Annotated in this window: 24 protein-coding genes; 13 read left to right on the top strand and 11 right to left on the bottom strand. The window is 63.4% G+C overall.

The features are described 5' to 3' along the window. Positions 1-183: 183 nt before the first annotated feature. Positions 184-348, top strand: a complete 165-nt coding sequence (locus tag ABIA40_RS33245) for a hypothetical protein (RefSeq protein ID WP_404545480.1) — start codon at positions 184-186, stop codon at positions 346-348. Positions 349-381: 33 nt separating this feature from the next. Here the strand turns inward: ABIA40_RS33245 and ABIA40_RS33240 are convergent, their stop codons facing one another. From ABIA40_RS33240 to ABIA40_RS33230, 3 genes are all read right to left on the bottom strand, one after another. Next, positions 382-618 (bottom strand): hypothetical protein, encoded by a 237-nt coding sequence (locus ABIA40_RS33240; RefSeq protein WP_271546222.1) that lies wholly within the window; start codon positions 616-618, stop codon positions 382-384. Between the two features lie 18 nt (positions 619-636). Next, positions 637-852 (bottom strand): hypothetical protein, encoded by a 216-nt coding sequence (locus ABIA40_RS33235; protein ID WP_404545478.1) that lies wholly within the window; start codon positions 850-852, stop codon positions 637-639. A gap of 186 nt (positions 853-1,038) precedes the next feature. After that, positions 1,039-1,704, bottom strand: a complete 666-nt coding sequence (locus tag ABIA40_RS33230; protein ID WP_157285653.1) for a response regulator transcription factor — start codon at positions 1,702-1,704, stop codon at positions 1,039-1,041. Here ABIA40_RS33230 and ABIA40_RS33225 point away from each other — a divergent pair. Next, on the top strand, positions 1,669-1,917 hold the full coding sequence (locus tag ABIA40_RS33225) for a hypothetical protein (protein WP_404545476.1): 249 nt from the start codon (positions 1,669-1,671) through the stop codon (positions 1,915-1,917). The two genes, ABIA40_RS33230 and ABIA40_RS33225, sit on opposite strands and share 36 nt — an antisense overlap. Here ABIA40_RS33225 and ABIA40_RS33220 read toward each other — a convergent pair. Both ABIA40_RS33220 and ABIA40_RS33215 read right to left on the bottom strand, forming a co-directional pair. Continuing rightward, positions 1,907-4,012 (bottom strand): DUF294 nucleotidyltransferase-like domain-containing protein, encoded by a 2,106-nt coding sequence (locus tag ABIA40_RS33220; protein WP_404545474.1) that lies wholly within the window; start codon positions 4,010-4,012, stop codon positions 1,907-1,909. The two genes, ABIA40_RS33225 and ABIA40_RS33220, sit on opposite strands and share 11 nt — an antisense overlap. A 102-nt stretch (positions 4,013-4,114) precedes the next feature. Next, positions 4,115-4,723, bottom strand: coding sequence for a hypothetical protein (locus ABIA40_RS33215; RefSeq protein WP_404545472.1), 609 nt, complete (start codon positions 4,721-4,723; stop codon positions 4,115-4,117). Between the two features lie 279 nt (positions 4,724-5,002). Between ABIA40_RS33215 and ABIA40_RS33210 the strand changes: the two genes are divergently transcribed. The 6 genes from ABIA40_RS33210 (at position 5,003) to ABIA40_RS33185 (ending at position 10,716) form a co-directional block, all read left to right on the top strand. Beyond that, entirely contained in the window at positions 5,003-5,281 is a 279-nt protein-coding gene (locus ABIA40_RS33210) for a DUF4212 domain-containing protein (protein WP_404545470.1), read from the top strand. A gap of 16 nt (positions 5,282-5,297) precedes the next feature. After that, complete coding sequence (locus ABIA40_RS33205; RefSeq protein WP_157285657.1) at positions 5,298-7,277, top strand: sodium:solute symporter family protein; 1,980 nt, start codon at positions 5,298-5,300, stop codon at positions 7,275-7,277. Positions 7,278-7,432: 155 nt separating this feature from the next. Beyond that, on the top strand, positions 7,433-7,750 hold the full coding sequence (locus tag ABIA40_RS33200) for a YggT family protein (RefSeq protein ID WP_157285658.1): 318 nt from the start codon (positions 7,433-7,435) through the stop codon (positions 7,748-7,750). Continuing rightward, positions 7,747-8,070: a hypothetical protein gene (locus ABIA40_RS33195; RefSeq protein WP_157285659.1), complete on the top strand. Its 324-nt coding sequence runs from the start codon at positions 7,747-7,749 to the stop codon at positions 8,068-8,070. Before ABIA40_RS33200 ends, ABIA40_RS33195 begins: the two co-directional genes overlap by 4 nt. A 102-nt stretch (positions 8,071-8,172) precedes the next feature. Further along, a complete protein-coding gene (locus tag ABIA40_RS33190; protein ID WP_157285660.1) occupies positions 8,173-8,541 on the top strand; it encodes a hypothetical protein in 369 nt (122 codons plus the stop codon). A 549-nt stretch (positions 8,542-9,090) separates the two neighbouring features. Then, positions 9,091-10,716 carry an MFS transporter gene (locus ABIA40_RS33185; protein WP_198399889.1) on the top strand — a complete coding sequence of 542 codons (1,626 nt, stop codon included), beginning with the start codon at positions 9,091-9,093 and terminating at the stop codon, positions 10,714-10,716. Positions 10,717-10,837: 121 nt separating this feature from the next. Here the strand turns inward: ABIA40_RS33185 and ABIA40_RS33180 are convergent, their stop codons facing one another. Together ABIA40_RS33180 and ABIA40_RS33175 are read right to left on the bottom strand one after the other, a co-directional pair. Then, entirely contained in the window at positions 10,838-11,311 is a 474-nt protein-coding gene (locus ABIA40_RS33180; protein WP_275510869.1) for a secondary thiamine-phosphate synthase enzyme YjbQ, read from the bottom strand. Positions 11,312-11,324: 13 nt separating this feature from the next. After that, complete coding sequence (locus ABIA40_RS33175; protein WP_404545468.1) at positions 11,325-11,840, bottom strand: hypothetical protein; 516 nt, start codon at positions 11,838-11,840, stop codon at positions 11,325-11,327. Between the two features lie 359 nt (positions 11,841-12,199). Between ABIA40_RS33175 and ABIA40_RS33170 the strand changes: the two genes are divergently transcribed. From ABIA40_RS33170 to ABIA40_RS33150, 5 genes are all read left to right on the top strand, one after another. Continuing rightward, entirely contained in the window at positions 12,200-12,574 is a 375-nt protein-coding gene (locus tag ABIA40_RS33170; protein ID WP_271546232.1) for an AtpZ/AtpI family protein, read from the top strand. 98 nt (positions 12,575-12,672) lie between these two features. Further along, entirely contained in the window at positions 12,673-13,422 is a 750-nt protein-coding gene (locus ABIA40_RS33165; RefSeq protein ID WP_035996621.1) for a F0F1 ATP synthase subunit A, read from the top strand. A gap of 52 nt (positions 13,423-13,474) precedes the next feature. Next, a complete protein-coding gene (locus ABIA40_RS33160) occupies positions 13,475-13,705 on the top strand; it encodes a F0F1 ATP synthase subunit C (RefSeq protein ID WP_008541273.1) in 231 nt (76 codons plus the stop codon). 60 nt (positions 13,706-13,765) lie between these two features. Beyond that, positions 13,766-14,326, top strand: a complete 561-nt coding sequence (locus ABIA40_RS33155) for a F0F1 ATP synthase subunit B (RefSeq protein ID WP_404545466.1) — start codon at positions 13,766-13,768, stop codon at positions 14,324-14,326. Positions 14,327-14,331: 5 nt separating this feature from the next. Beyond that, positions 14,332-14,817 carry an ATP F0F1 synthase subunit B gene (locus tag ABIA40_RS33150; protein WP_035996616.1) on the top strand — a complete coding sequence of 162 codons (486 nt, stop codon included), beginning with the start codon at positions 14,332-14,334 and terminating at the stop codon, positions 14,815-14,817. Between the two features lie 229 nt (positions 14,818-15,046). Here the strand turns inward: ABIA40_RS33150 and ABIA40_RS33145 are convergent, their stop codons facing one another. From ABIA40_RS33145 to thrC, 4 genes are all read right to left on the bottom strand, one after another. After that, positions 15,047-15,697 (bottom strand): hypothetical protein, encoded by a 651-nt coding sequence (locus tag ABIA40_RS33145; protein ID WP_260347528.1) that lies wholly within the window; start codon positions 15,695-15,697, stop codon positions 15,047-15,049. 100 nt (positions 15,698-15,797) lie between these two features. Continuing rightward, the gene (locus ABIA40_RS33140) at positions 15,798-16,385 is read right to left on the bottom strand and encodes a GNAT family N-acetyltransferase (protein ID WP_157285664.1); all 588 of its coding nucleotides are present in this window, start codon (positions 16,383-16,385) and stop codon (positions 15,798-15,800) included. Positions 16,386-16,421: 36 nt separating this feature from the next. After that, a complete protein-coding gene (locus ABIA40_RS33135; protein WP_036040217.1) occupies positions 16,422-17,711 on the bottom strand; it encodes a pitrilysin family protein in 1,290 nt (429 codons plus the stop codon). Further along, a complete protein-coding gene (gene thrC, locus ABIA40_RS33130) occupies positions 17,708-19,126 on the bottom strand; it encodes a threonine synthase (RefSeq protein ID WP_036040215.1) in 1,419 nt (472 codons plus the stop codon). Before thrC ends, ABIA40_RS33135 begins: the two co-directional genes overlap by 4 nt. Between the last annotated feature and the right edge of the window lie 146 nt (positions 19,127-19,272).

Raw genomic sequence — 19,272 nt, 5'->3', positions numbered from 1 at the left:
GCCCGCCGCGTGAAGCAAGGCACCTTTACCGCCAGCCTGTTCCGGGTCAACAGCAAAATGGACAGTTTACCGCGCCGGCATCTAAAATGGCGTCGCAGTGCTTAATTCGGTTGACCTGCAGGGCTGCGAACAACTCGATCGTCGGAGGACCGCCTCCAACGAGCTACAGCGAGGGCAAATTTCGTGGTCGGCGCATTCCTGGTCGTTTTTTCAGTAGTCCTTCTCTGGTTCTTCCTGCCTCGCAACGGACAGTCACATCAATGGATGGCGTTGCCGTTCTTTGACACAGGAATTCCTAAGGCGATCGTCATGTCTGGTCTGACGATGGTGATCGACCGCATCTGCTGACCTTTTGATCTTGTGTGGGTCGTAGAGGCGCGACTAGCCCTCGACATCGTACTGCTTGCAGAGGTGATCCCCAATCTGGACAAGCATGGCAACGCATTCAGGATAGCCCGGCCGATCAGAGGTCGCCTGATCAGCGCTGGCCCGAAACTCCCAGGATTTCCCGTCGCGGAGGACGGAAATCGTGATTCCATCGGGACAGTCGGCGTGGACCTTCAACTCGGCTCTCGCCATGGCGATCAGTTCGCTTTCAGATTTTACGGGCTTGCTCATTCGTTGGCCCTTGATCTCCTAACGAACAACCCCAGCGGCATCATCGTCGCTCGGCATCACCCAATCGAGGGCGAGCAAGCAAGCTTCCAGCAGAACGAAAGCAACAAGGCCGCCAACCAGACCGAAAAAGACGATGGAAAAGGTCCCTAGTAAAAGCGCACAGAAGACATCTGCAAGCACCTTAGACGTGCGATCGGATTGGGTCTGGTTGGCTGCGAAGTACGGCATCTTCATCCTTCGGAGTTTGCCCCCAACTTAGCCACATCTACCACTGGCGGTCTATTCCAAACGACGGCTTATTGGTCCAGCTAATCCATCGATCGAAATGCCCACAACGGGTCAAAACCGCCGAAGCTCTCATCGCACTGAATGATTGCGCTCTGCCGCGAGCCCGGACATCCACCAGTTAACGCGCAAACGCTACCCCGTCGGCGTGCCCTGCTTCCACTGGCTGCCGGCGATCTTCGCCGCGGCAATCACCGCTTGCGTCCGGCTCTCGACGCCGAGCTTCTGCAGGATCGCCGAAACGTGGGCCTTGATCGTGGCTTCGGAGACGCCGAGCTCGTAGGCGATCTGCTTGTTGAGAAGGCCCTCCGACAGCATCATCAGGACGCGAACCTGCTGCGGCGTCAGCGTCACCAGGCGGTCGCGGAGGCGGGTCATGTCGGGGTCGGCGGCGGCGGACAGGTCGGTATCGGCGGGAACCCAGACGTCGCCCTCCATCACCTTGAGGATGGCGTCACGCAAGGTCTCGACCCCGAATCGCTTCGGGATGAAGCCGGACGCGCCGAAATCGAGCGAGCGGCGGATCGTGGCGCTGTCGTCGGAGGCCGAGACGATCACGACCGGAATCGCCGGATATTGCGCGCGCAGATAGATCAGGCCGGAGAAGCCGGAGATCCCGGGCATGGAGAGGTCGAGCAGGACCAGATCGACCTCGGAGGTCTGCTCCAGAAGCTTGGTCAGATCCTCGAAGGTTCCGGCCTCGTCGATCCGGGCCGACGGGAGAACGCCCGCCACCGCCTGCCGCAGCGCATCGCGGAACAGGGGATGATCATCGGCGATGACGAGATTGGGTGTTTGCATTGGCTGTTGCAGTCATCTGTTCCGCAGGCCGACGAAAAGATCGGGAAAGAAGTTCAACTCGTTGCTGATCAAGCAGCAATTGGCGATTGTTTACTGACTGGAGCCGTCTTGCAAGGCAACCTTCCGCCCGTAGTCGCAAGGCAGTTAATCACAGGGGCGAACCAATTGATGTTGCAGCGCAAAAAGCCACTGACGGGTCTCATCAGTCCCTGAACAGCAGGTCCCCGGTCAACTCCTCGATCACAGCGACCGCTTGAAGCGCTGCCCTCAATCGCTCGCGATCACGGGCCGACAACGGCTTGACCAACACCGCATTGGAGGGCGGCGTCCCCTGCGCCACATCCGCAATCTGTTGCGACACGATCAGCTCCAGAAAGATACCATGGGCCTCGTCGAGCGCATCGAGATCAGTCTCGCCACGGCCAACCAGGGCCTTCACGCCCGCGAGGCGTTGCGATGTCGATCGACCCATCACATGGTAAAGGATCGCCATCGCACGCGCCGCAGCGACCAGGCCGAACAGCCCTGCCGCCTTGAGGTCGATGCGACCGCCGTCAGTGCGAATGCCGCCGAAGAATTTCAGGCTCGCAGGGACGGTGATCCCTTCGACCAGAAGCTTGGCGAACGCGACCTGCCCCTCGGCTGCCGCGAAAGCCGCCTGCCTGACCGCGACGGCAAGGCTGCCGTCGCCATGAACGGCCCGGAGATCGAAGAAGATATCGACCGACAGCAGATCCTTTGGACTGGAGCGGCAGACCCAGTGCTCGATGCGGTCCCGCCACGTTGCAACCGAGCCGCGCCAGGGTGGGTTTTTCGCCATGACGCCCCCCTTGCAATAGGGCACACCGGCCTCGTGCAGAGTATCTGCAACGTGCACTGCGAACGTCTCAAACCAGCGATCCTCGTCGCCTCCCGGCTCGCCTTGCGCGAAGATCACGGCATTGTCCTGATCCATCGCCAGCAGGCTTTCGCCGCGCCCGGCAGACCCGAGCACGATCAGCGTGTATGGCGTTGGGGCCGCGCCCCGACCGCGATCCCGCATGATCCGCTCGGCGATCACAGCGGCCTGACGGGTGAGGGCGCAGAGCTCGCTGGAGATCACCTCCGCAATCTGACGCCCGGTCAATCCTTCCGCCAGGAGCACCTCCGCAACCCGCGGCAGCTTCGCCCAGGCCAGCGCCAATGCCTGCGTATCCGCGGCATCCTCGATCTCGTCGCCGAGCGATATGGCCTCCCCTGCCCGCAGACGCAGCAGGTCCCGCGCGGACAACGCACCGACCACCCGGCCGGCCTCATCGACGACGCCGAGATGGCGGGTCTTGAGGCGATTCATCCGGCCAATCGCGCGATAGACGAGCGCGTCCTCGGGAATCGCCGCCAGCGGCCTGCTCATGATGCGGTGCACCGGCAGCTCCAGCGCGGGGGCACCGAGCCGGGCGATCGCCCGCAGCACGTCACGCTCGGTAACGATCCCGGCCTCGACGGCCTTGATATCGTCGGCGGCCGCATCCGCCGCACCGACGTACACAGCCGATATTCTCTCGCTGGTCATTCGCGCCAGGGCGTCGCTCACCGAAACGTCCGGACCGACGAAAATGACGGGATACCGCATGATGTCGCGGTTGCGGTGGCAATAGGCGTAGGCGTCAAACCGCTTCAGCGTTTGCTCTGCATCGATACGGGCCGTCGCTTCGACCGGCTCGACCCAACCCATCCGCACCTGATCGTCGAGCACCGTGGTGAGCGCGCGACAGACCCGCTCGGCCTCCGCAACGGTCCGGATGCCGTGCTCGCGCAGCCTCGGCAGCAGCGCCAGGAAGATCCGTGCCGTCGTGATCGCATCGCCGAGAGCGGAGTGCCGGCCGGCCACGTCAATGCCAAGCCAGGCCGCAAGATTCTCCAGCTGGTATCCGCCGAGGTCCGGCGCAACGATCTCCGCAAGCAGTCTGGTATCGAGCGTTCGAGGCCGGGACCATGGCAATCCCGCCAGATCGCATTCGCGCTTCAGGACGGCCAGATCGAAACCGATCATGTGCCCGATGACGACCGCCCGGCCGAGGAATGCCTCGAAACGCGGCCACACATCCACGAATAGCGGCGATTCAGCGACCATGGCATCATCGATGCCGTGAATGCGCGTCGTTTCGGCGGGGATCGGTTGGTCGGCCGGACGCAGCAATTGAACGAATGAACCGCCATCGACCAGCTTTCCGGCCGACAGACGCACGCCGGCAAGCTCGATCACCCGCGCCTTGCGCGGATCGAGCCCGGTCGTTTCGGCATCGATGACAACGGCGTCGAGCGACAAAAGCGGGGCAGCACCACTCGTCGTATCCATCGTCCTCCCTCGGAAGGCCCGGACCGTGCGATGCCGGCCGGCAAGCCGGGCATTGGCAGAGGCCGGGCGATCCTACGCCAGCAGCCTGTTGGTCACGGCAGCCGCATCGATGCGATCGACCAATTCGTCATGGATGTTGCACAGGCTGACACGCAGGTAATTGCGGATCGTCTCGAAATCCCGTCCGCGCAGTTTTTCGTGGATCGGCATCATCGCAAAATAGGTTTCCACCAGCGGCTCGGGAATGTCCATCACGCGCTTGGGCGCATGCCCGCCAACGAGGTCGAGCCTCTGCTCCAGCTCGCGCCGGGCCTCAAGCCAGGCGTCCTCGCCGAGCGACGGCGGCACGGGGTAACGGTCGAAAACCGAGAGGACGACGAGGATCATCTGGTCGAGAACCGCCCGGCGCTGCATGCCGGCATGTGGGCGCAATACCCCCTCGACCATCTCGCCGACCATCGCAAGCCCGAGCGGATAAGCCTGCCAGCGCGACCGTTCGACGGCTTGTGCAAAGCCTTCCTCGGCAAACAGCACCTTGGCGTAATGGCCAGCGCGGGCACGCGAATACTCGTAAATGCCCTTTTGCACGATGAATGCCGACTGCGCGTCGATGAAGTCGGCAAGCGCCTTGCGATCGCCAATCGGCGGCCGGGGACGAAAGAACCCTTCGAACAGCTTCATTTGCCTAACCTGCCAGATCGTCCGGTGCGTTCGGCAAGGGCAGCATCTGGAAACTCCATGTTTCAATGCAGCATCGCTATTAGCAGCTGCAACAAATTTTCCCGCCGAAAGTATAATAAGCCTTGGTAACCTGCAGTGTTAGCCTCAGCTCGCTTCCCAATCGGCAAAAGATCGACGGAAGCAGCGGCGCGGGGGACGCCGCAGTTGTGGGATTGCAATCCCTCGACCGTTCAATTCCGGCGCATTGGCGAACCGGCTCTTGAGGGAGGATTGCAACCCATGATCGATTCAACAAATCTGAAAGAGAGAGAAGTAGCGCACTGGGCGAAGACCTCGCGCCTGATGTTCACGCATCTCGGCATCTGGTTCTTCTTCGGCTTCATCATCCATATGTTCGTGGATCCCCTCAACAAGATCGTCATCCCGATCCTCGGTTTTCCGCTCGGCTTCTATATGGCGGCGCAGGGGTCGCTTATCGTGTTCGTGGTGATGCTGTTCGTGTTTGCGAAACAGCAGGACAGGATCGATCGCGAATTTGATTTTGCTGAGGACGATTGAGGGGAGGAGACGGACCATGGCCACGGAAGCCACGACAAGCACTTCGGACTTCATCAAGAATCTGGGCAAGATGTACGGCACCTACACGGGTGGGTTCCTCGCATTCATCCTGTTGCTTGCATTTCTCGAGCAGGCCGGCGTTCCCAACAAGATCCTGGGCTACCTGTTCGTGTTCTTCACGCTTGCGGTCTACGCCATCATTGGCGTCATGACGCGAACCGCGCAGGTCTCGGAATACTACGTCGCCGGCCGGCGCGTCCCCGCTTTCTACAACGGCATGGCAACGGGCGCCGACTGGATGTCGGCGGCATCCTTCGTCGGCATGGCCGGCACCCTGTTCCTGCTTGGCTATGACGGCCTCGCCTGGGTGCTTGGATGGACTGGCGGATTTGTGCTGGTGTCGATCCTGATCGGACCGTATCTGCGCAAGTTCGGTGCCTATACGGTGCCCGACTTCCTGTCGTTCCGTTACGGCGGCAACTTTGCCCGAATTCTCGGTGTGATCGTGCTGGTTGCCTGCTCCTTCACCTATGTGACGGCGCAGATCTACGGCACCGGCCTTATCGCATCGCGATTCCTCGGCATGCAGTTCGAGCTTGCGGTGTTCGCGGGCCTGGTCGGCATCCTGCTTTGCGCCATGCTCGGCGGCATGCGCGCGGTGACGTGGACGCAGATCGCGCAGTACATCGTTCTCATTATCGCCTATCTGACGCCGATCGTGATCCTGTCCACCATGAAGTATGGAATTCCGCTTCCGCAGCTCACCTACGGACAGGCGATCGCCGACATCACCGCGCGAGAGCAGGGGATGCTGGCGTCGGGTCTGGCGACAGCCGCGGCGCTCAAGCCGCATATCCAGCCGTTCATCAACTATAGCCCGCTCAACTTTTTCGCAATCATCATGTGCATGATGGTCGGCACGGCTTCGCTGCCGCATATCCTGATGCGCTATTTCACCACGCCGTCAGTGCGTGAGGCGCGCCAGTCCGTGGCATGGTCGCTGCTGTTCATCTTCCTGCTGTACTTCTCGGCGCCGGCTTACGCGGCTTTCTCCAAGCTGGAGGTCTATACCAACATCATCGGCAGGGACCTGACGGCAATCCGCCCATGGTTATTCACCTGGGGTGAGCTTGGGCTGATCCAGATCTGCGGCAAGAACGCGGCCAGCATTGATGCTGTCGTTGCGGCCTGCAAGGCGATTGCCGGACATCCCGGCGTGGTGCGGCTGCAGGACTTCGTCATCAACACGGACGTGATCGTGCTATCGACGCCGGAAATCGCGGGCCTTCCGTATGTGATTTCGGGTCTCGTGGCGGCCGGCGGTCTCGCCGCCGCCTTGTCCACCGCTGACGGGCTGCTGCTCGCCATCGCGAACGCGTTGTCGCACGACATCTACTACAAGATGATCGACCCGAACGCGCCGACCATCCGCCGCCTCACGGTGGCGCGTGTTCTTCTCGTGGGCGTCGCCGTGGTCGCGGCTGCGACGGCAGCTACCAAGCCGGCGGACATCCTGGCCATGGTCGGCTGGGCATTCTCGCTTGCAATGGCGGGCAACTTCCCGGCCCTCGTGATGGGTGTCTGGTGGAAACGCACGACGGCGGCCGGTGCGGTCTGCGGCATCATCGCCGGCTTCGGGCTCTGCTTGTTCTACCTCGTGACCACGCGCTACTTCCCGGGTGCGGGCGTGAAGTACTTCGGCATGACGTCGCTGCTCAATCCGGCCACCGGTGCGCCGCTGGTCGATATCGCCAAGGCGATGGCGCTGCCCAACGCCATGGAGAGCTTCCCGACGCTCGCGCACCCGCTGGCCAACAAGGTCGGCTGGTTCAACCTTACCAACATCGCCTGCGGACTGCTCGGAGCCCCGCTCGGCTTCCTCGTCATCTATGTCGTCAGCCTGCTCGGCAGGGAGCCGTCGAGGGAAATGCAGGCCTATGTCGATGACATCAGGAGGCCGCGAGGCAGGACGGTGCTCGAGGAAAAGACTACCTGAGGCATCGCAGCGCCAAAGTCGCCAGACGGGGCCCCCCCTTGGGCCCCGTCTTTGTCTTGTCTGAAATGCCAGTCTTGTCGGGACACAATGCCCTTGCCATTGTCGCACAAGATGCCGGTTGAGGATTGAGCTGCCGGTCGCGAGGAGAAGCGTCCTTGGACACAACGTCACTAGCCGCATACTGGTACTTCCACCTGCCCAATTTCCTGCTGGCGGCATTGATGTACACCTTGCTTGGCCGCGTCCTGCTGGGTCTGATGGTCGATGCGGACTCGCCGAACTACATCTGGCGATTCTTTTGCCGAATCACCGATCCCGTCGTAGCGGCCGTCGCGGTCGTGACACCGAGGGTAACTCCTCCGGTCGTACTGTGGCTGTTCGGCTTCGTCTGGCTGTTCTGGCTGCGCGTCGCGTTTCACTACACATTGCTGTTGTTCAATCTCGCCCCTCGGCTCGGCGGAGCGGCCGGATGAGCCGCAACTACTATTTCGTAGCAATTGCGTTTTTCGGAATGATCAACGGCATATTCAACCAGCTGGCGCTGATCTTCACACTCCTTTACGTGCAGATGCTCGCCGGTCCGCTGCTGTTTGGAAATCTGTCCCTGACGCTGATGTTCGCCTCGCTGATGGTCTCGACCGCCACAGTCATTCTTGGCGGAATCCCGGCGGCGATCTATGAGCGGATCACCGGCACCGCCGAATCGAACAATGTCTCGCTGTGGCTGTGGCTTGCCGGCACCGCGATCCTCGCGCTACCGGCCGTCGGGAACTTTCTCCAGATCGGACTGTAGCCGTTCATCGCATGGTTGAGGACCGCTTCTGCCGGCGCTAGGCTGGGCTCAGTTCCCTCAATCGATGTGGCTGATCAATTTCGATCGACGGAGTAGCGGCTCATGGAAGAGGTGCGCCGTATCGCCTATGCGATTGTGCTGCGCGCTTGCGGGTTCGCCTCGTTAGCCATCTTCTGCGTCATGATCGGCCTGTCCTTCCTCCCGCGCGCCGCGTTTCAGGCGGGAGGTTTTCTCAGCATGACAATGACGCTTGTGCTCGCGTTCAAGGCCCGCGAAGCCCGAACCAAGGATCACCGCCGGACCGAGATGTGGCTTTATCTTCCCAAGGAGCGCCGTCCGCCTCAAGCTCATGCGCAGCAAACGATCTCAGCAGTCATGCGGGAAACCTATCTTCTGTTCGCGTGCTGGACCGCGATCATTTCCATCGTGATGTGGACGATCGCGTTGGCCTTATCCTTCATTGGACTTTAGTCTAGACTTCGGAAGGCGCGAGGCAACCATTTGCGCCAAAGATTGGCATTTGTGCCTATCCTGAAAGCGGGAGGCGCGGACCAGAAGACCATCACCGAAGCCGAGATGCGGCTGTGTCTTCCAAAGGAAGAACGCCGGCTCCAGTCGCATCCGCAAGAAACAATCTCGACACTGATGCGAGAGATCTATCCTGGCATTTGCGCGCCGACCACGCTGGTGTCCGTGGTGATGTGGACCGTCGCACCGGCTTCCCAGTTTTTCTGCAGATCGGCGACGGTATTTCGCTCCTGCACCCTGTCGCTCTTTGCCAGGATAGCTTCGCGATCCTTCCGATCCCTGACAATTTTTTAGGCGCACTCGCTCCTTGCGTCTCATCCAAAAGTCGGTTCGAGCCGAAAGTACTATTGGGCCGGACGCGGCAAGCATGTAAGTGCTCACCTTGATTAATTGCGCGCCTTTATGGCGCGGATCAGTTTTTGAATCCAAAAAAGCAAGCGGGAGCGAATCGGAATGACGACAATGGCTGTGTCTCAATCGAGCGCGCAGGGGATGACGAAGGACGAACGGTTCGTCATTCTCGCCTCCTCGCTCGGTACCGTCTTCGAGTGGTACGACTTCTATCTCTACGGCTCGCTGGCCGGCATCATCGGTGCGCAGTTCTTCTCGGCCTATCCGCCGGCAACCCGCGACATCTTCGCGCTGCTGGCGTTTGCCGCCGGCTTCCTGGTACGCCCGTTCGGCGCGATCGTGTTCGGCCGTGTCGGCGACATCGTCGGCCGCAAGTACACCTTCCTCGTCACCATCCTCATCATGGGCCTGTCGACCTTCATCGTCGGCCTGTTGCCCAACGCAGCCACCATCGGCATCGCGGCCCCGATCATCCTGATCATCCTGCGTCTGGCCCAGGGCCTGGCGCTCGGCGGCGAATATGGCGGTGCGGCGACCTACGTCGCGGAGCACGCGCCGAACGGCAAGCGCGGCTTCTACACCTCCTTCATCCAGACCACGGCGACCCTCGGCCTATTCCTGTCGCTGCTGGTGATCCTGTTCACCCGCACCGCGCTCGGTGAGGCCGATTTCGCGGCGTGGGGCTGGCGCATTCCGTTCCTCGTCTCCGTGCTGCTGCTCGGCATCTCGGTCTGGATCCGGCTCCGCCTCAACGAATCGCCGATCTTCCAGAAGATGAAGGAAGAGGGGAAGAGTTCGAAGGCGCCGCTGACAGAAGCCTTCGGCAATTGGCAGAACGGCAAGCTCGTGCTGCTCGCCCTGCTCGGCGGCGTCATGGGCCAGGGCGTGGTCTGGTACACCGGCCAGTTCTACGCGCTGTTCTTCCTGCAATCGATCCTGAAGGTCGACGGCTACACCGCCAACCTCCTGATTGCGTGGTCGCTGCTGCTCGGCACCGGCTTCTTCATCGTGTTCGGTGCGCTCTCCGACAAGATCGGCCGCAAGCCGATCATCCTCGGCGGCTGTCTGATCGCGGCCCTCACATTCTTCCCGATCTTCAAGATGATCACGTCCAACGCCAACCCGGCGCTGGAAAAGGCCATCGAGTCGGTCAAGGTCGAGGTGGTGGCCGATCCCGCCGGCTGCGGCGATCTGTTCAACCCGGTCGGCACCCGCGTGTTCACCGCGCCTTGCGACACCGCACGCGCCTACCTGTCGCAATCGTCGGTCAGGTACACGACGAGTTCGGGTCCGGCCGGCTCGGGCGTGAAGGTCGTGGTCAACGGCAAGGACGTGCCCTACGCCAACGCCAAGGACAGCAACCCGGCGGTTCTCGCCGCGGTGCAGGCGGCTGGCTATCCCAAGGCGGGTGACACCGGCATCGTGAAGATGTCGCATCCGTTCGACGTCTTCCGTCCGCAGCCGGCGGCGATCATCGGTCTGCTGTTCGTCCTGGTCCTGTTCGTGACCATGGTGTACGGCCCGATCGCGGCGATGCTGGTCGAATTGTTCCCGACCCGCATCCGCTACACCTCGATGTCGCTGCCCTACCACATCGGCAACGGCTGGTTCGGCGGCCTCCTGCCCGCCACCGCCTTCGCCATCGTGGCCTCGACCGGCGACATCTATGCCGGTCTGTGGTACCCGATCATCTTCGCCTCGATTACCGTGGTGATCGGCTTCCTGTTCCTGCCGGAAACCAAGGACGTCGACATCAAGGCGACCTGATCGCAGCAGCAATCGACGACACCAACCGGCCGCGGTCTCCGCGGCCGGTTTTGCTTTGTGTGGTTCTTGCTTGGACGCGTTTTCTTCACGCGAACCGGTACCCACTTCGCTCGAAAACGCTCTACCGGTTGCTGCCGATGAATTGCAGCACGATCTCACGGCGGTGCGGGCGGCTGCGATGCTCGATCAGATAGATCGCCTGCCAGGTGCCGAGCGCGAGCCTGCCGTTCAGGACCGGGACCTGGAGCGAAGTCTGCGTCAGCATGGTCTTGATGTGGGCCGGCATGTCGTCGGGTCCCTCGGTATCATGGCTCCACCCGGCGTTCTCCGGCGCGAGCCGCGACAGTGCCGTGGTGAGATCGACCAGCACGGAGGGATCGGCGTTCTCCTGGATCGTCAGCGAGGCCGAGGTGTGGCGGATGAACAGCGTCAACGCGCCCTCACCCGCGTGCGCCTCGGCGATGAATCTCGCAACCTCGCTGGTCAGATCAGTGAAGCCGCGGCCAGGCGTCTGCACGGTGAGCAGTGTCGATGTGACGGTGGTTGCCTGCACGGACGATGGTGCGGAGCGGGTGACGGATCTGGCTGATGTCATGGAGGGGCCCGCATCAGATCTTCCCCGACACGTCTTTCTGCACGCGGTTGGCCATGTCGATCAGCCGCCGCCAGGCCTTTTCCAGGAACGTCATCATGCGGTCGACGTCCTGCTCGCTCGGCAGCGGGATCTCGATCTTACGCTCGCCCTCGGCGACCTTGGGCTCGGGTTTCCTGAGTGGATCGGATTTCGGCAGCGCCTCGTCGATCTTGCCCGATACCGTCGGCCCCGCCGCGAGCTGTGCCTTCAGCCGCTCGACCTCGGCCTGGAGCCTGCCGATCTCGGTGTCGAGCGCAGTCCGCTCGTCGGGCACCGCGTAGCAGGCCCAACCGGCGCCGTTCCTGGTGCAGGTCGACACCGTGCCGGTGCGCGTGTCGAGCCGCAGCACGCCCTCGGGGATGGGCGTCATGCTGTAGCGGCCATTTTCGCCGTCGGGCGCAGATTGCGCGGCCACGAGGCCGCCGCTGACCACCATCACCGCGGCCGCCGCCGCGAGCCATGATGTCGTGGATGACGGCGCAGGTCTCATCATTGTCTCCGCCCCGGCACTGCTGCGGCTGCGGCTGCAATTCTACACCCCCAGCCGGCAATCCGCCGCCAAAAAGCCGCCCCGAAATCAACGAACGCGGCGGCTTCTTTGATCCCGCGAGCGCGGCGAAAGCACGGCTGCGTCCGCCGTTCGCAAGCAGACCTGCTGCGGTGCGGCGTCACGCTGTGTGCAGCGCTGCCGTGCGCGTCAATATCATCAAGTAAATCAAATACATAATCGGAAGCGACGCAATCGTGACTTGGCTTGACTTGATTATGGGCCATCAGTATGGTCCGCGCGGCTTTTGAGGGTGACGGGCGCAATTTCCATTCAGCCGCAGCGTTTCGGGTCTTCGTTGCATGACACAGGGCACGGGACACGGCGAGGATGGAGATCGCGATAGATCGTCCGAGGAAGCCGCGCTTTCCGATCGGCTCGGAAATCTTGATCAGCGGTTGTCCGAATTTCGCGACCGCCGGGCCAAGACCGAGCAACCCGCAGGTGACGATGGAGACAAAGCGGCCAGAGCCTCGGCGATGGCGCTTGGTTTCCGACTATCCTCGGAGTTGATCGCCGGCGTCGCTGTCGGAGCGGGGATTGGCTGGGGGTTCGACCACTTGCTGTCGACGTCGCCTTTCGGATTCATCGCGTTCCTGCTGCTGGGCTTCATCGCCGGCGTGGTGAATGTGGTGAGAACGGCAGGCGCGGGTCCGAACAGGCGCGGTGGTTCGTAATTGGCCTAGCCGGGTTAACTGTCGTGCCGCTCGCCGGCACAGCCGGCCGACCAATCTTCACTGGTCGGCTTGTCCAGCAGACGAGAGATGCCGCGCGGATGAAAATCGACCCGATCCATCAGTTCAACGTCGAACCGCTCTTCACGATCGGCCGTATCGGCGATCACACGATCGCCTTCACCAATGCCTCTCTCTACATGTTTGTCGCGGTGGGGATCATTGCGCTGCTTCTGCTCACCAGCGGCAAGCAGCTGGTTCCGGGGCGTCTGCAGTCGGTGGCCGAGCTCTCCTATGAGTTCGTGGCCAGCATGATCCGCAGCACTGCCGGAGCGGATGGCATGCGGTTCTTCCCGCTGATCTTCTCGCTGTTCATGTTCATCTGCGTCTCGAACCTCGTAGGCATCGTTCCGTACACGTTCACCGTGACGAGCCATCTCATCGTCACTGCGGCGCTGGCGCTGCTGGTGTTCTTCACGGTCCTGATCTACGGCCTCTACAAGAACGGCCTGAAGTTCCTGAAAGTGTTCGTCCCCTCGGGCGTTCCGGGCTACATCCTGCCGCTGGTCATGGCGATTGAGGTGCTGTCGTTCTTCCTGCGGCCGGTCTCGCACAGCGTTCGACTGTTCGCGAACATGCTCGCCGGCCACATCGCGCTGAAGGTGTTCGCCGGCTTCGTTGCCATGCTCGGCGCGTCTCTTGGCGTGGTCGGCTGGATCGGCGGGGTCATGCCGCTGGCGCTCGCCGTCGCGCTCACCGCGCTCGAACTGCTGGTCGCGTTCCTGCAAGCCTATGTGTTTGCGATCTTGACCTGTATCTACCTCAACGACGCCATTCACCCTGGACACTGAGTGATCCGGGTGCTTTTCCACCCACACCTGTCTTTCTTCCAAGGAGTCAAAAATGGATCCGCAAGCAGCTAAGTTTCTCGGCGCGGGCATCGCGTGCATCGGCATGGGCGGCGCCGGCATCGGCGTGGCCTTCATCTTCGGCAACTATCTGTCCGCAGCCATGCGCAACCCGGCAGCTGCTCAGGGCCAGTTCGGCAACCTGATCTTCGGCTTCGCCGTGACCGAAGCGCTCGGCATCTTCTCGCTGCTGATCGCTCTGCTGCTGCTGTTCGTCCCGCTCTGAACGCGTTTCGCGCCGCTTCCTGGTGGGAGGCGGCGCGTCTGACAGCAACAGGAGAACTCCATGGCTGAAAGTCATGGCGGCGCCAAAGGTACCGGCGCTCACACGGAGGCCGATGGCGGTCACCACGGCGGTGGCTTTCCGCCTTTCGAGAGCAGCACCTTTGCTTCGCAACTGGTGTCGCTCGCGATCGCCTTCGTCGCGCTGTATCTGATCGTCTCCCGGTTCGCGCTGCCGCGTGTCGGGGGTGCGATCGAGGCGCGTCAGAACAAGATCGAGGGCGATCTCGCCGAAGCGCAGAAGCTGAAGGACCAGTCCGAGGCGGCGCTCAAGGCCTATGAAGGCGAGCTCGCGTCGGCGCGCGCACGTGCACAGGCGATCGGCAACGAATCCCGCGAGAAGGCGAATGCGCAGGCGGAAGCCGAACGCAAGGCGCTGGAAGAGCAACTGTCCGCCAAGCTCACCGAGGCGGAGAAGACCATTGCCTCGACCCGCGCGACCGCCATGAGCAACGTCCGCGGCATCGCGGCCGATGCAGCCGGCACCATCGTTCAACAGCTCACGGGCGTCGTTCCGGATGCAGCGTCGGTCAATGCCGCCGTTGACGCGACCTTGAAGGGTTAGTCTCGATGTTCTTCACACCTGAGTTTTGGGTCGCCGTCGCCTTCGTGATCCTGATGGTGATCTTCGCCTATGTGGGGGTGTTCAAGACGGCGATGTCGGCGCTCGATCATCGCGCCGCTCGTATCAAGGCCGAGCTGGACGAGGCGGCGCGCCTCAAGCAGGAGGCCACCAAGGTGCTCGCCGACTACAAGGCGCGCACTGCCGGTGCCGAGCGCGAGGCCGCCGACATCATCGCCAACGCGAACGCCGAAGCGGAGCGCATCGCAGCAGAGGCCAAGGCGAAATTGGAAGATTTCGTCACCCGCCGCACCAAGACCGCCGAGGGCAAGATCGCACTCGCCGAGGCTCAGGCTCTAGCGGACGTCCGGGCAGCCGCCGCGGAAGCCGCCGTGCAGGCTGCCTCCACGATCCTGTCGCAGTCAGTCAAGGGCCAGATCGCCGACGACCTGCTCGCCAAGGGCATCAACGAAGTCAGGCAGAAGCTGAACTGAGGGATTTGCCTTACCCAATCAAAAAGCCGGCGCGACGAGCGCCGGCTTTTTTGTTTGTGCTGGTCTCTCGTGTCCCGGACGCGGTGCAGCGTGCAACGCTGCTCCGCAGAGCCGGGACCCAGCATGCCGCGGCGTGGGCCCCGGCTCTGCGTCGCACCGCACCGGACGATACGCTTCACATCCCCGGGAGCGCTGAGCCGCGTCCGGGGCACGAGACCTTGAACTGAAGCTACTTCTTCCTCGGCTTAGCCTTCTCCGGCGAGAGCGCCTGCGGGTCGAAGCCGACATAGAAGATGTAGGTATCGGCAACCGCGGGCGCCGGCACCGGATAGGCCAGATCCTCGGCGACGAAGGTGAAGGGCACGCTGCCGCCTTCCGACATCGCCACCGTGGTCCGGTAGGCCTTCGAGGCGATCACCTTCTCGCCGACGCCGCCCTGCACGACGGCGATGCGCAGCGGCACCTCGACGGAGGCAGGCGCCCCGGCGGGGCCGGCGATGACACGGCCCTGGATGCCGATCCGGGCCGTGATGCCGGCACTGCTGCGCAAGCATTCGCGCGCCATCTTGGTGATCGAGGCCTGGAAGCGGATGTCATTGCCGACCGCCGGCTTGCCGCTGGCGCCGACCGCGTAGGTCGAGGCGCCCGCGCGCACCGTGACCTGCGGGCAATCGAGGTCGTCTTCCGCCGGCTGCCCGGGCGCAGGCGCCGGCTTCGGCTCCGCCGGCTCGTCGGACTTGCCGCCGAACAGGCTCTTGAAGCGGTCGGTCAACGACTGCGCCGCCACCGGCGAGACGGAGGCGAGCCCGACCGATAATGCCAGCACGACCGCTGCGCCCCGCCGCAACCTCGTCCGCGATGACCGAAGCTCCTGCACCATCAACACCCGTACTCCATGACAATGTTCCGGCCGGGTTATATCGCCAATATCGGCGAACCCAAGGCGGCAAAAAGGGATTAGGCCGCATCCATCAGGCTGCTCAGCCGCGGAAGTCCTCGTGCAGCAGGCCGAACAGCAGGTGATCCTGCCAGACCCCGTTGATGCAGAGATAGCGGCGCGCCAGGCCCTCGCGCGAGAAGCCGCACTTCTCCAGCACCCGGATCGACGGCGCATTGGTCGGGATGCAGGCGGCCTCGACCCGGTGCAGATTGAGCTCGCCGAACAGCGTCGGCAGCAGCACCCGCAGTGCGGCCGTCATGTAGCCGCGGTGGGCATAGGGCTGGCCGACCCAATAGCCGATGGTCCCGGCCTGCACGATGCCACGCCGGACATTGGCGAGCGTGATGCCGCCGACCAGGGCGCTGTCGAGCTCACGGAAGATCAGAAAGGGATAGGAGCGGTCCGCGGCGATATCTTCGGCATAGCGGCGCAGGCGGCGGCGGAAGCCGGAGCGGGTGAGATCGTCGGACGGCCAGATCGGCTCCCAAGGCGTCAGATAGTCGCGGCTGGTCTCGCGCAAATGAGCCCATTGCAGGAAGTCGGACATTTGCGGCGCGCGCAGGAGCAGCCCGTTGCCGCGCGGCGCCAGGGCGGCGGGTCCACTGGATGGCAGGCGAAAGAGGGCCATGGTGATGCTTCCCGGGGCGAGGCCCGCGCGCGGCTCCTAATGCAGCCGCGCCTTGGCGCGCGCCCGTGTCAATCCTTCCGCAAAAGACACCGCCGTGTCCAGACCCCTGCCGCTGCCCAATGCGACGACCGCAGGCCGGCTGCGCGACAGCAGCGCACGGGCCGCGTCCCGGGTCGATTCGATGCTGACGGCGTCGATCCGGGCGACCAGTTCCTGCACTGTCTGCGGGCGCCCGTAGGCCAGCACATGCCGGGCGAGCTGCTCGGCGCGGGAGGAGCAGCTCTCCAGCGCCATCAGCAGACCCGCCTTCATCTGTGCCTTGGCCCGGGCGATCTCGGCGTCGGTCAGCGTCTCCACCGATTCGTTCATGATGTCGACCACGACCTCCATCATCTCCGGCGCATCGGCGGGATCGGTGCCGGTATAGAGGCCGAAGAAGCCGGTATCGGTGTAGGGCGCGTGGAAGGTATAGATGGAGTAGCAGAGGCCGCGCTTCTCGCGCACCTCCTGGAACAGGCGCGACGACATTCCGCCGCCGAGGACATTGGTGAAGACCTGCAGCGAGAACAGCGAAGGATCGGTCTGCGGCACCCCTTCGAGCGCCAGCGTCAGATGCGCCTGCTCGAGCTCGCGATGCACCACCTTGGCGCCGCCCTGGCCGAACCGAGCGGCCTGCGGCTTCGGCCCGGGCGTCCCCTCGAAGCTCGCAAAACGCTTTTCGACCTCCGCGACGACTTGGCCGTGATCGACCGCCCCGGCCGCGGCCACCACCATGTCGGGCCCGCGATAATGCGTCGACAGATAGCCGCGCAGCATGTCGCGGTTGAAGGCGCGCAGCGTCTTGGCGGTACCAAGCAGCGAACGGCCCATCGGCTGGTCGGGATAGCAGAGTTCGTTCAGATGCTCGAACACGACGTCATCGGGCGTGTCCTGCGCGGCACCGATCTCCTGCACGATGACGTTCTTCTCGCGCTCCAGCTCGTCGGGCTCGAAGGCGGGGTTGGCAAGGATGTCGGCGAGCACGTCGAGCGCGAGCGGCACGTCGGCCTTCAGCACCCGCGCGTAATAGGACGTGGTCTCGGTCGAGGTGCCGGCATTGAGGTCGCCGCCGACCGCCTCGATCTCCTCGACGATCTCGCGCGAGGAGCGCCTGGTCGTGCCCTTGAACGCCATGTGTTCCAACAGATGCGAGATGCCGTGCTCGTTCGGCTTCTCGTCGCGTCCGCCGACGCCGGCCCAGACGCCGAGCGCCGCCGTCTCAAGGTGGGGCATCTCGTCGGTGACGACGGTGAGGCCGGAGGCAAGCTTGGACATCTCGACGCTCATCCGGCAACTCCCTGCTTTGCGGCGCGGCTGGCGGACAGCACGAACCGCTCGAGCTCGACCTGATCGTTCTTCATCACCCTCATGTGTTCGGATTTGGTCATCAGCCCGTCGAGCCAGGCCGGCAATTGCGGCCGCTGGCCGCAAGCCGCCTCGACGGCGTCGGGGAACTTGGCCGGATGGGCGGTGGAGAGCACGATGCTCGGCACCTTCGTATCGGTGGTGTCGCGGTCCGCGACGGCGAGCGCCACGGCGGTATGAGGATCGACCAGCTCGCCTGCTTCGCGCCAGGCGGCGCGGATCGCAGCCGCAGTCTCGGTCTCGTCGGCGCGCCCGGCATCGAACTCCTCGCGGATCGCGGCGAGTGTCGCATCGGGTAGCACGAAGCGGCCGGACTGCTTCAGCTGTTCCATCAGGCGACGCACGCCGGCGCCATCGCGCCGGCCGGCCTCGAACAGCAGCCGTTCGAAGTTCGAGGAGATCTGGATGTCCATCGACGGCGATGCCGTCGCGTGCACCTCACGCACCTCGTAGATGCCGGTCTTCAGCGTGCGCGCCAGGATGTCGTTGACGTTGGCGGCGATGCGCAGGGTGCGCACCGGCAGCCCCATGCGCTTGGCGACGTAGCCGGCGAAGATGTCGCCGAAATTGCCCGTCGGAACGACGAAATCGACCGCGCGCGCCGGAGCACCGACCGCGACGGCGGAAGTGAAATAGTAGACCACCTGTGCGACGATGCGCGCCCAGTTGATGGAATTGACGCCGGAGAGCGAGGTCGCATCGCGGAAGCGATGGTTGTTGAACATCCCCTTAACGAGAGCCTGGCAGTCGTCGAAGGTGCCTTCGATGGCGAGCGCATGGACGTTGGCCGCGCCCGTCGTGGTCATCATCCGCCGCTGCACCTCGGAGATGCGGCCGTGCGGAAACAGCACGATGAGATCGACGTTCTCGAGGCCCGCAAAGGCTTCGACCGCGGCGCCGCCGGTATCGCCTGACGTCGCGACCACGATGGTGGTGCGCTGGCCGCGCTTTTCGAGCACATGGTCCATCAGCCGCGAGATCAGCTGCATCGCCACGTCCTTGAAGGCGAGCGTCGGACCGTGGAACAGCTCCAGCACGAACTGGTGCGGGGACATCTGGCGCAGCGGCACCACCGCAGGATGGCGGAAGGTGGCATAGGCCTCGTTCGCCATGCGCCCGAGCTCGGCGTCGGAAATCTCACCGCCGGCGAAGGGACGAATCACGTCGACCGCGACCTCCCAATAGGGGCGGCCGAAGAAGCCGGCGATCGTCTCGCTCGGAAGCTGCGGCCACACCGCAGGCACATACAGGCCGCCGTCGCGGGCAAGCCCGGTCAGCATCACGTCACAAAAGCCGAGTTCGGGGGCTTCGCCCCGGGTCGAGATATAGCGAGTCAAACTGCCCTCCAAAGGCGGCCGGGCCCCTAAGCTCGACCCTTAAGCCTTTGATTTTACGTAATTACTTGTCAACAGCCGGTGGCTTTGAACCACCATAGAGTGTTTTGCGGCATCGGGAAACCGCTTCCGACCTACCCCTCGCCCAA

Origin of the sequence: Bradyrhizobium sp. USDA 223, assembly GCF_044909005.1 — a bacterium.
In the GTDB taxonomy this organism is placed as follows: domain Bacteria; phylum Pseudomonadota; class Alphaproteobacteria; order Rhizobiales; family Xanthobacteraceae; genus Bradyrhizobium; species Bradyrhizobium yuanmingense.
Note: the sequence above shows the minus strand (reverse complement) of the source record. Positions and strands in the feature narration are given on the sequence as shown.

Bases quoted from the DNA above. Each gene is read 5' to 3' on its own strand.
- ABIA40_RS33160 (WP_008541273.1), top strand. From the start codon at position 13,475: ATGGATCCGCAAGCAGCTAAGTTTCTCGGCGCGGGCATCGCGTGCATC.
- ABIA40_RS33190 (WP_157285660.1), top strand. From the start codon at position 8,173: ATGGAAGAGGTGCGCCGTATCGCCTATGCGATTGTGCTGCGCGCTTGC.
- ABIA40_RS33215 (WP_404545472.1), bottom strand. From the start codon at position 4,723: ATGAAGCTGTTCGAAGGGTTCTTTCGTCCCCGGCCGCCGATTGGCGAT.
- ABIA40_RS33170 (WP_271546232.1), top strand. From the start codon at position 12,200: ATGACACAGGGCACGGGACACGGCGAGGATGGAGATCGCGATAGATCG.
- ABIA40_RS33135 (WP_036040217.1), bottom strand. From the start codon at position 17,711: ATGAGCGTCGAGATGTCCAAGCTTGCCTCCGGCCTCACCGTCGTCACC.
- ABIA40_RS33145 (WP_260347528.1), bottom strand. From the start codon at position 15,697: ATGGTGCAGGAGCTTCGGTCATCGCGGACGAGGTTGCGGCGGGGCGCA.
- ABIA40_RS33150 (WP_035996616.1), top strand. From the start codon at position 14,332: ATGTTCTTCACACCTGAGTTTTGGGTCGCCGTCGCCTTCGTGATCCTG.
- ABIA40_RS33235 (WP_404545478.1), bottom strand. From the start codon at position 852: ATGAAGATGCCGTACTTCGCAGCCAACCAGACCCAATCCGATCGCACG.
- ABIA40_RS33185 (WP_198399889.1), top strand. From the start codon at position 9,091: ATGACGAAGGACGAACGGTTCGTCATTCTCGCCTCCTCGCTCGGTACC.
- ABIA40_RS33195 (WP_157285659.1), top strand. From the start codon at position 7,747: ATGAGCCGCAACTACTATTTCGTAGCAATTGCGTTTTTCGGAATGATC.
- ABIA40_RS33175 (WP_404545468.1), bottom strand. From the start codon at position 11,840: ATGAGACCTGCGCCGTCATCCACGACATCATGGCTCGCGGCGGCGGCC.
- ABIA40_RS33155 (WP_404545466.1), top strand. From the start codon at position 13,766: ATGGCTGAAAGTCATGGCGGCGCCAAAGGTACCGGCGCTCACACGGAG.
- ABIA40_RS33210 (WP_404545470.1), top strand. From the start codon at position 5,003: ATGATCGATTCAACAAATCTGAAAGAGAGAGAAGTAGCGCACTGGGCG.
- ABIA40_RS33230 (WP_157285653.1), bottom strand. From the start codon at position 1,704: ATGCAAACACCCAATCTCGTCATCGCCGATGATCATCCCCTGTTCCGC.
- ABIA40_RS33140 (WP_157285664.1), bottom strand. From the start codon at position 16,385: ATGGCCCTCTTTCGCCTGCCATCCAGTGGACCCGCCGCCCTGGCGCCG.
- ABIA40_RS33225 (WP_404545476.1), top strand. From the start codon at position 1,669: ATGATCATCGGCGATGACGAGATTGGGTGTTTGCATTGGCTGTTGCAG.
- ABIA40_RS33205 (WP_157285657.1), top strand. From the start codon at position 5,298: ATGGCCACGGAAGCCACGACAAGCACTTCGGACTTCATCAAGAATCTG.
- ABIA40_RS33240 (WP_271546222.1), bottom strand. From the start codon at position 618: ATGAGCAAGCCCGTAAAATCTGAAAGCGAACTGATCGCCATGGCGAGA.
- ABIA40_RS33180 (WP_275510869.1), bottom strand. From the start codon at position 11,311: ATGACATCAGCCAGATCCGTCACCCGCTCCGCACCATCGTCCGTGCAG.
- ABIA40_RS33165 (WP_035996621.1), top strand. From the start codon at position 12,673: ATGAAAATCGACCCGATCCATCAGTTCAACGTCGAACCGCTCTTCACG.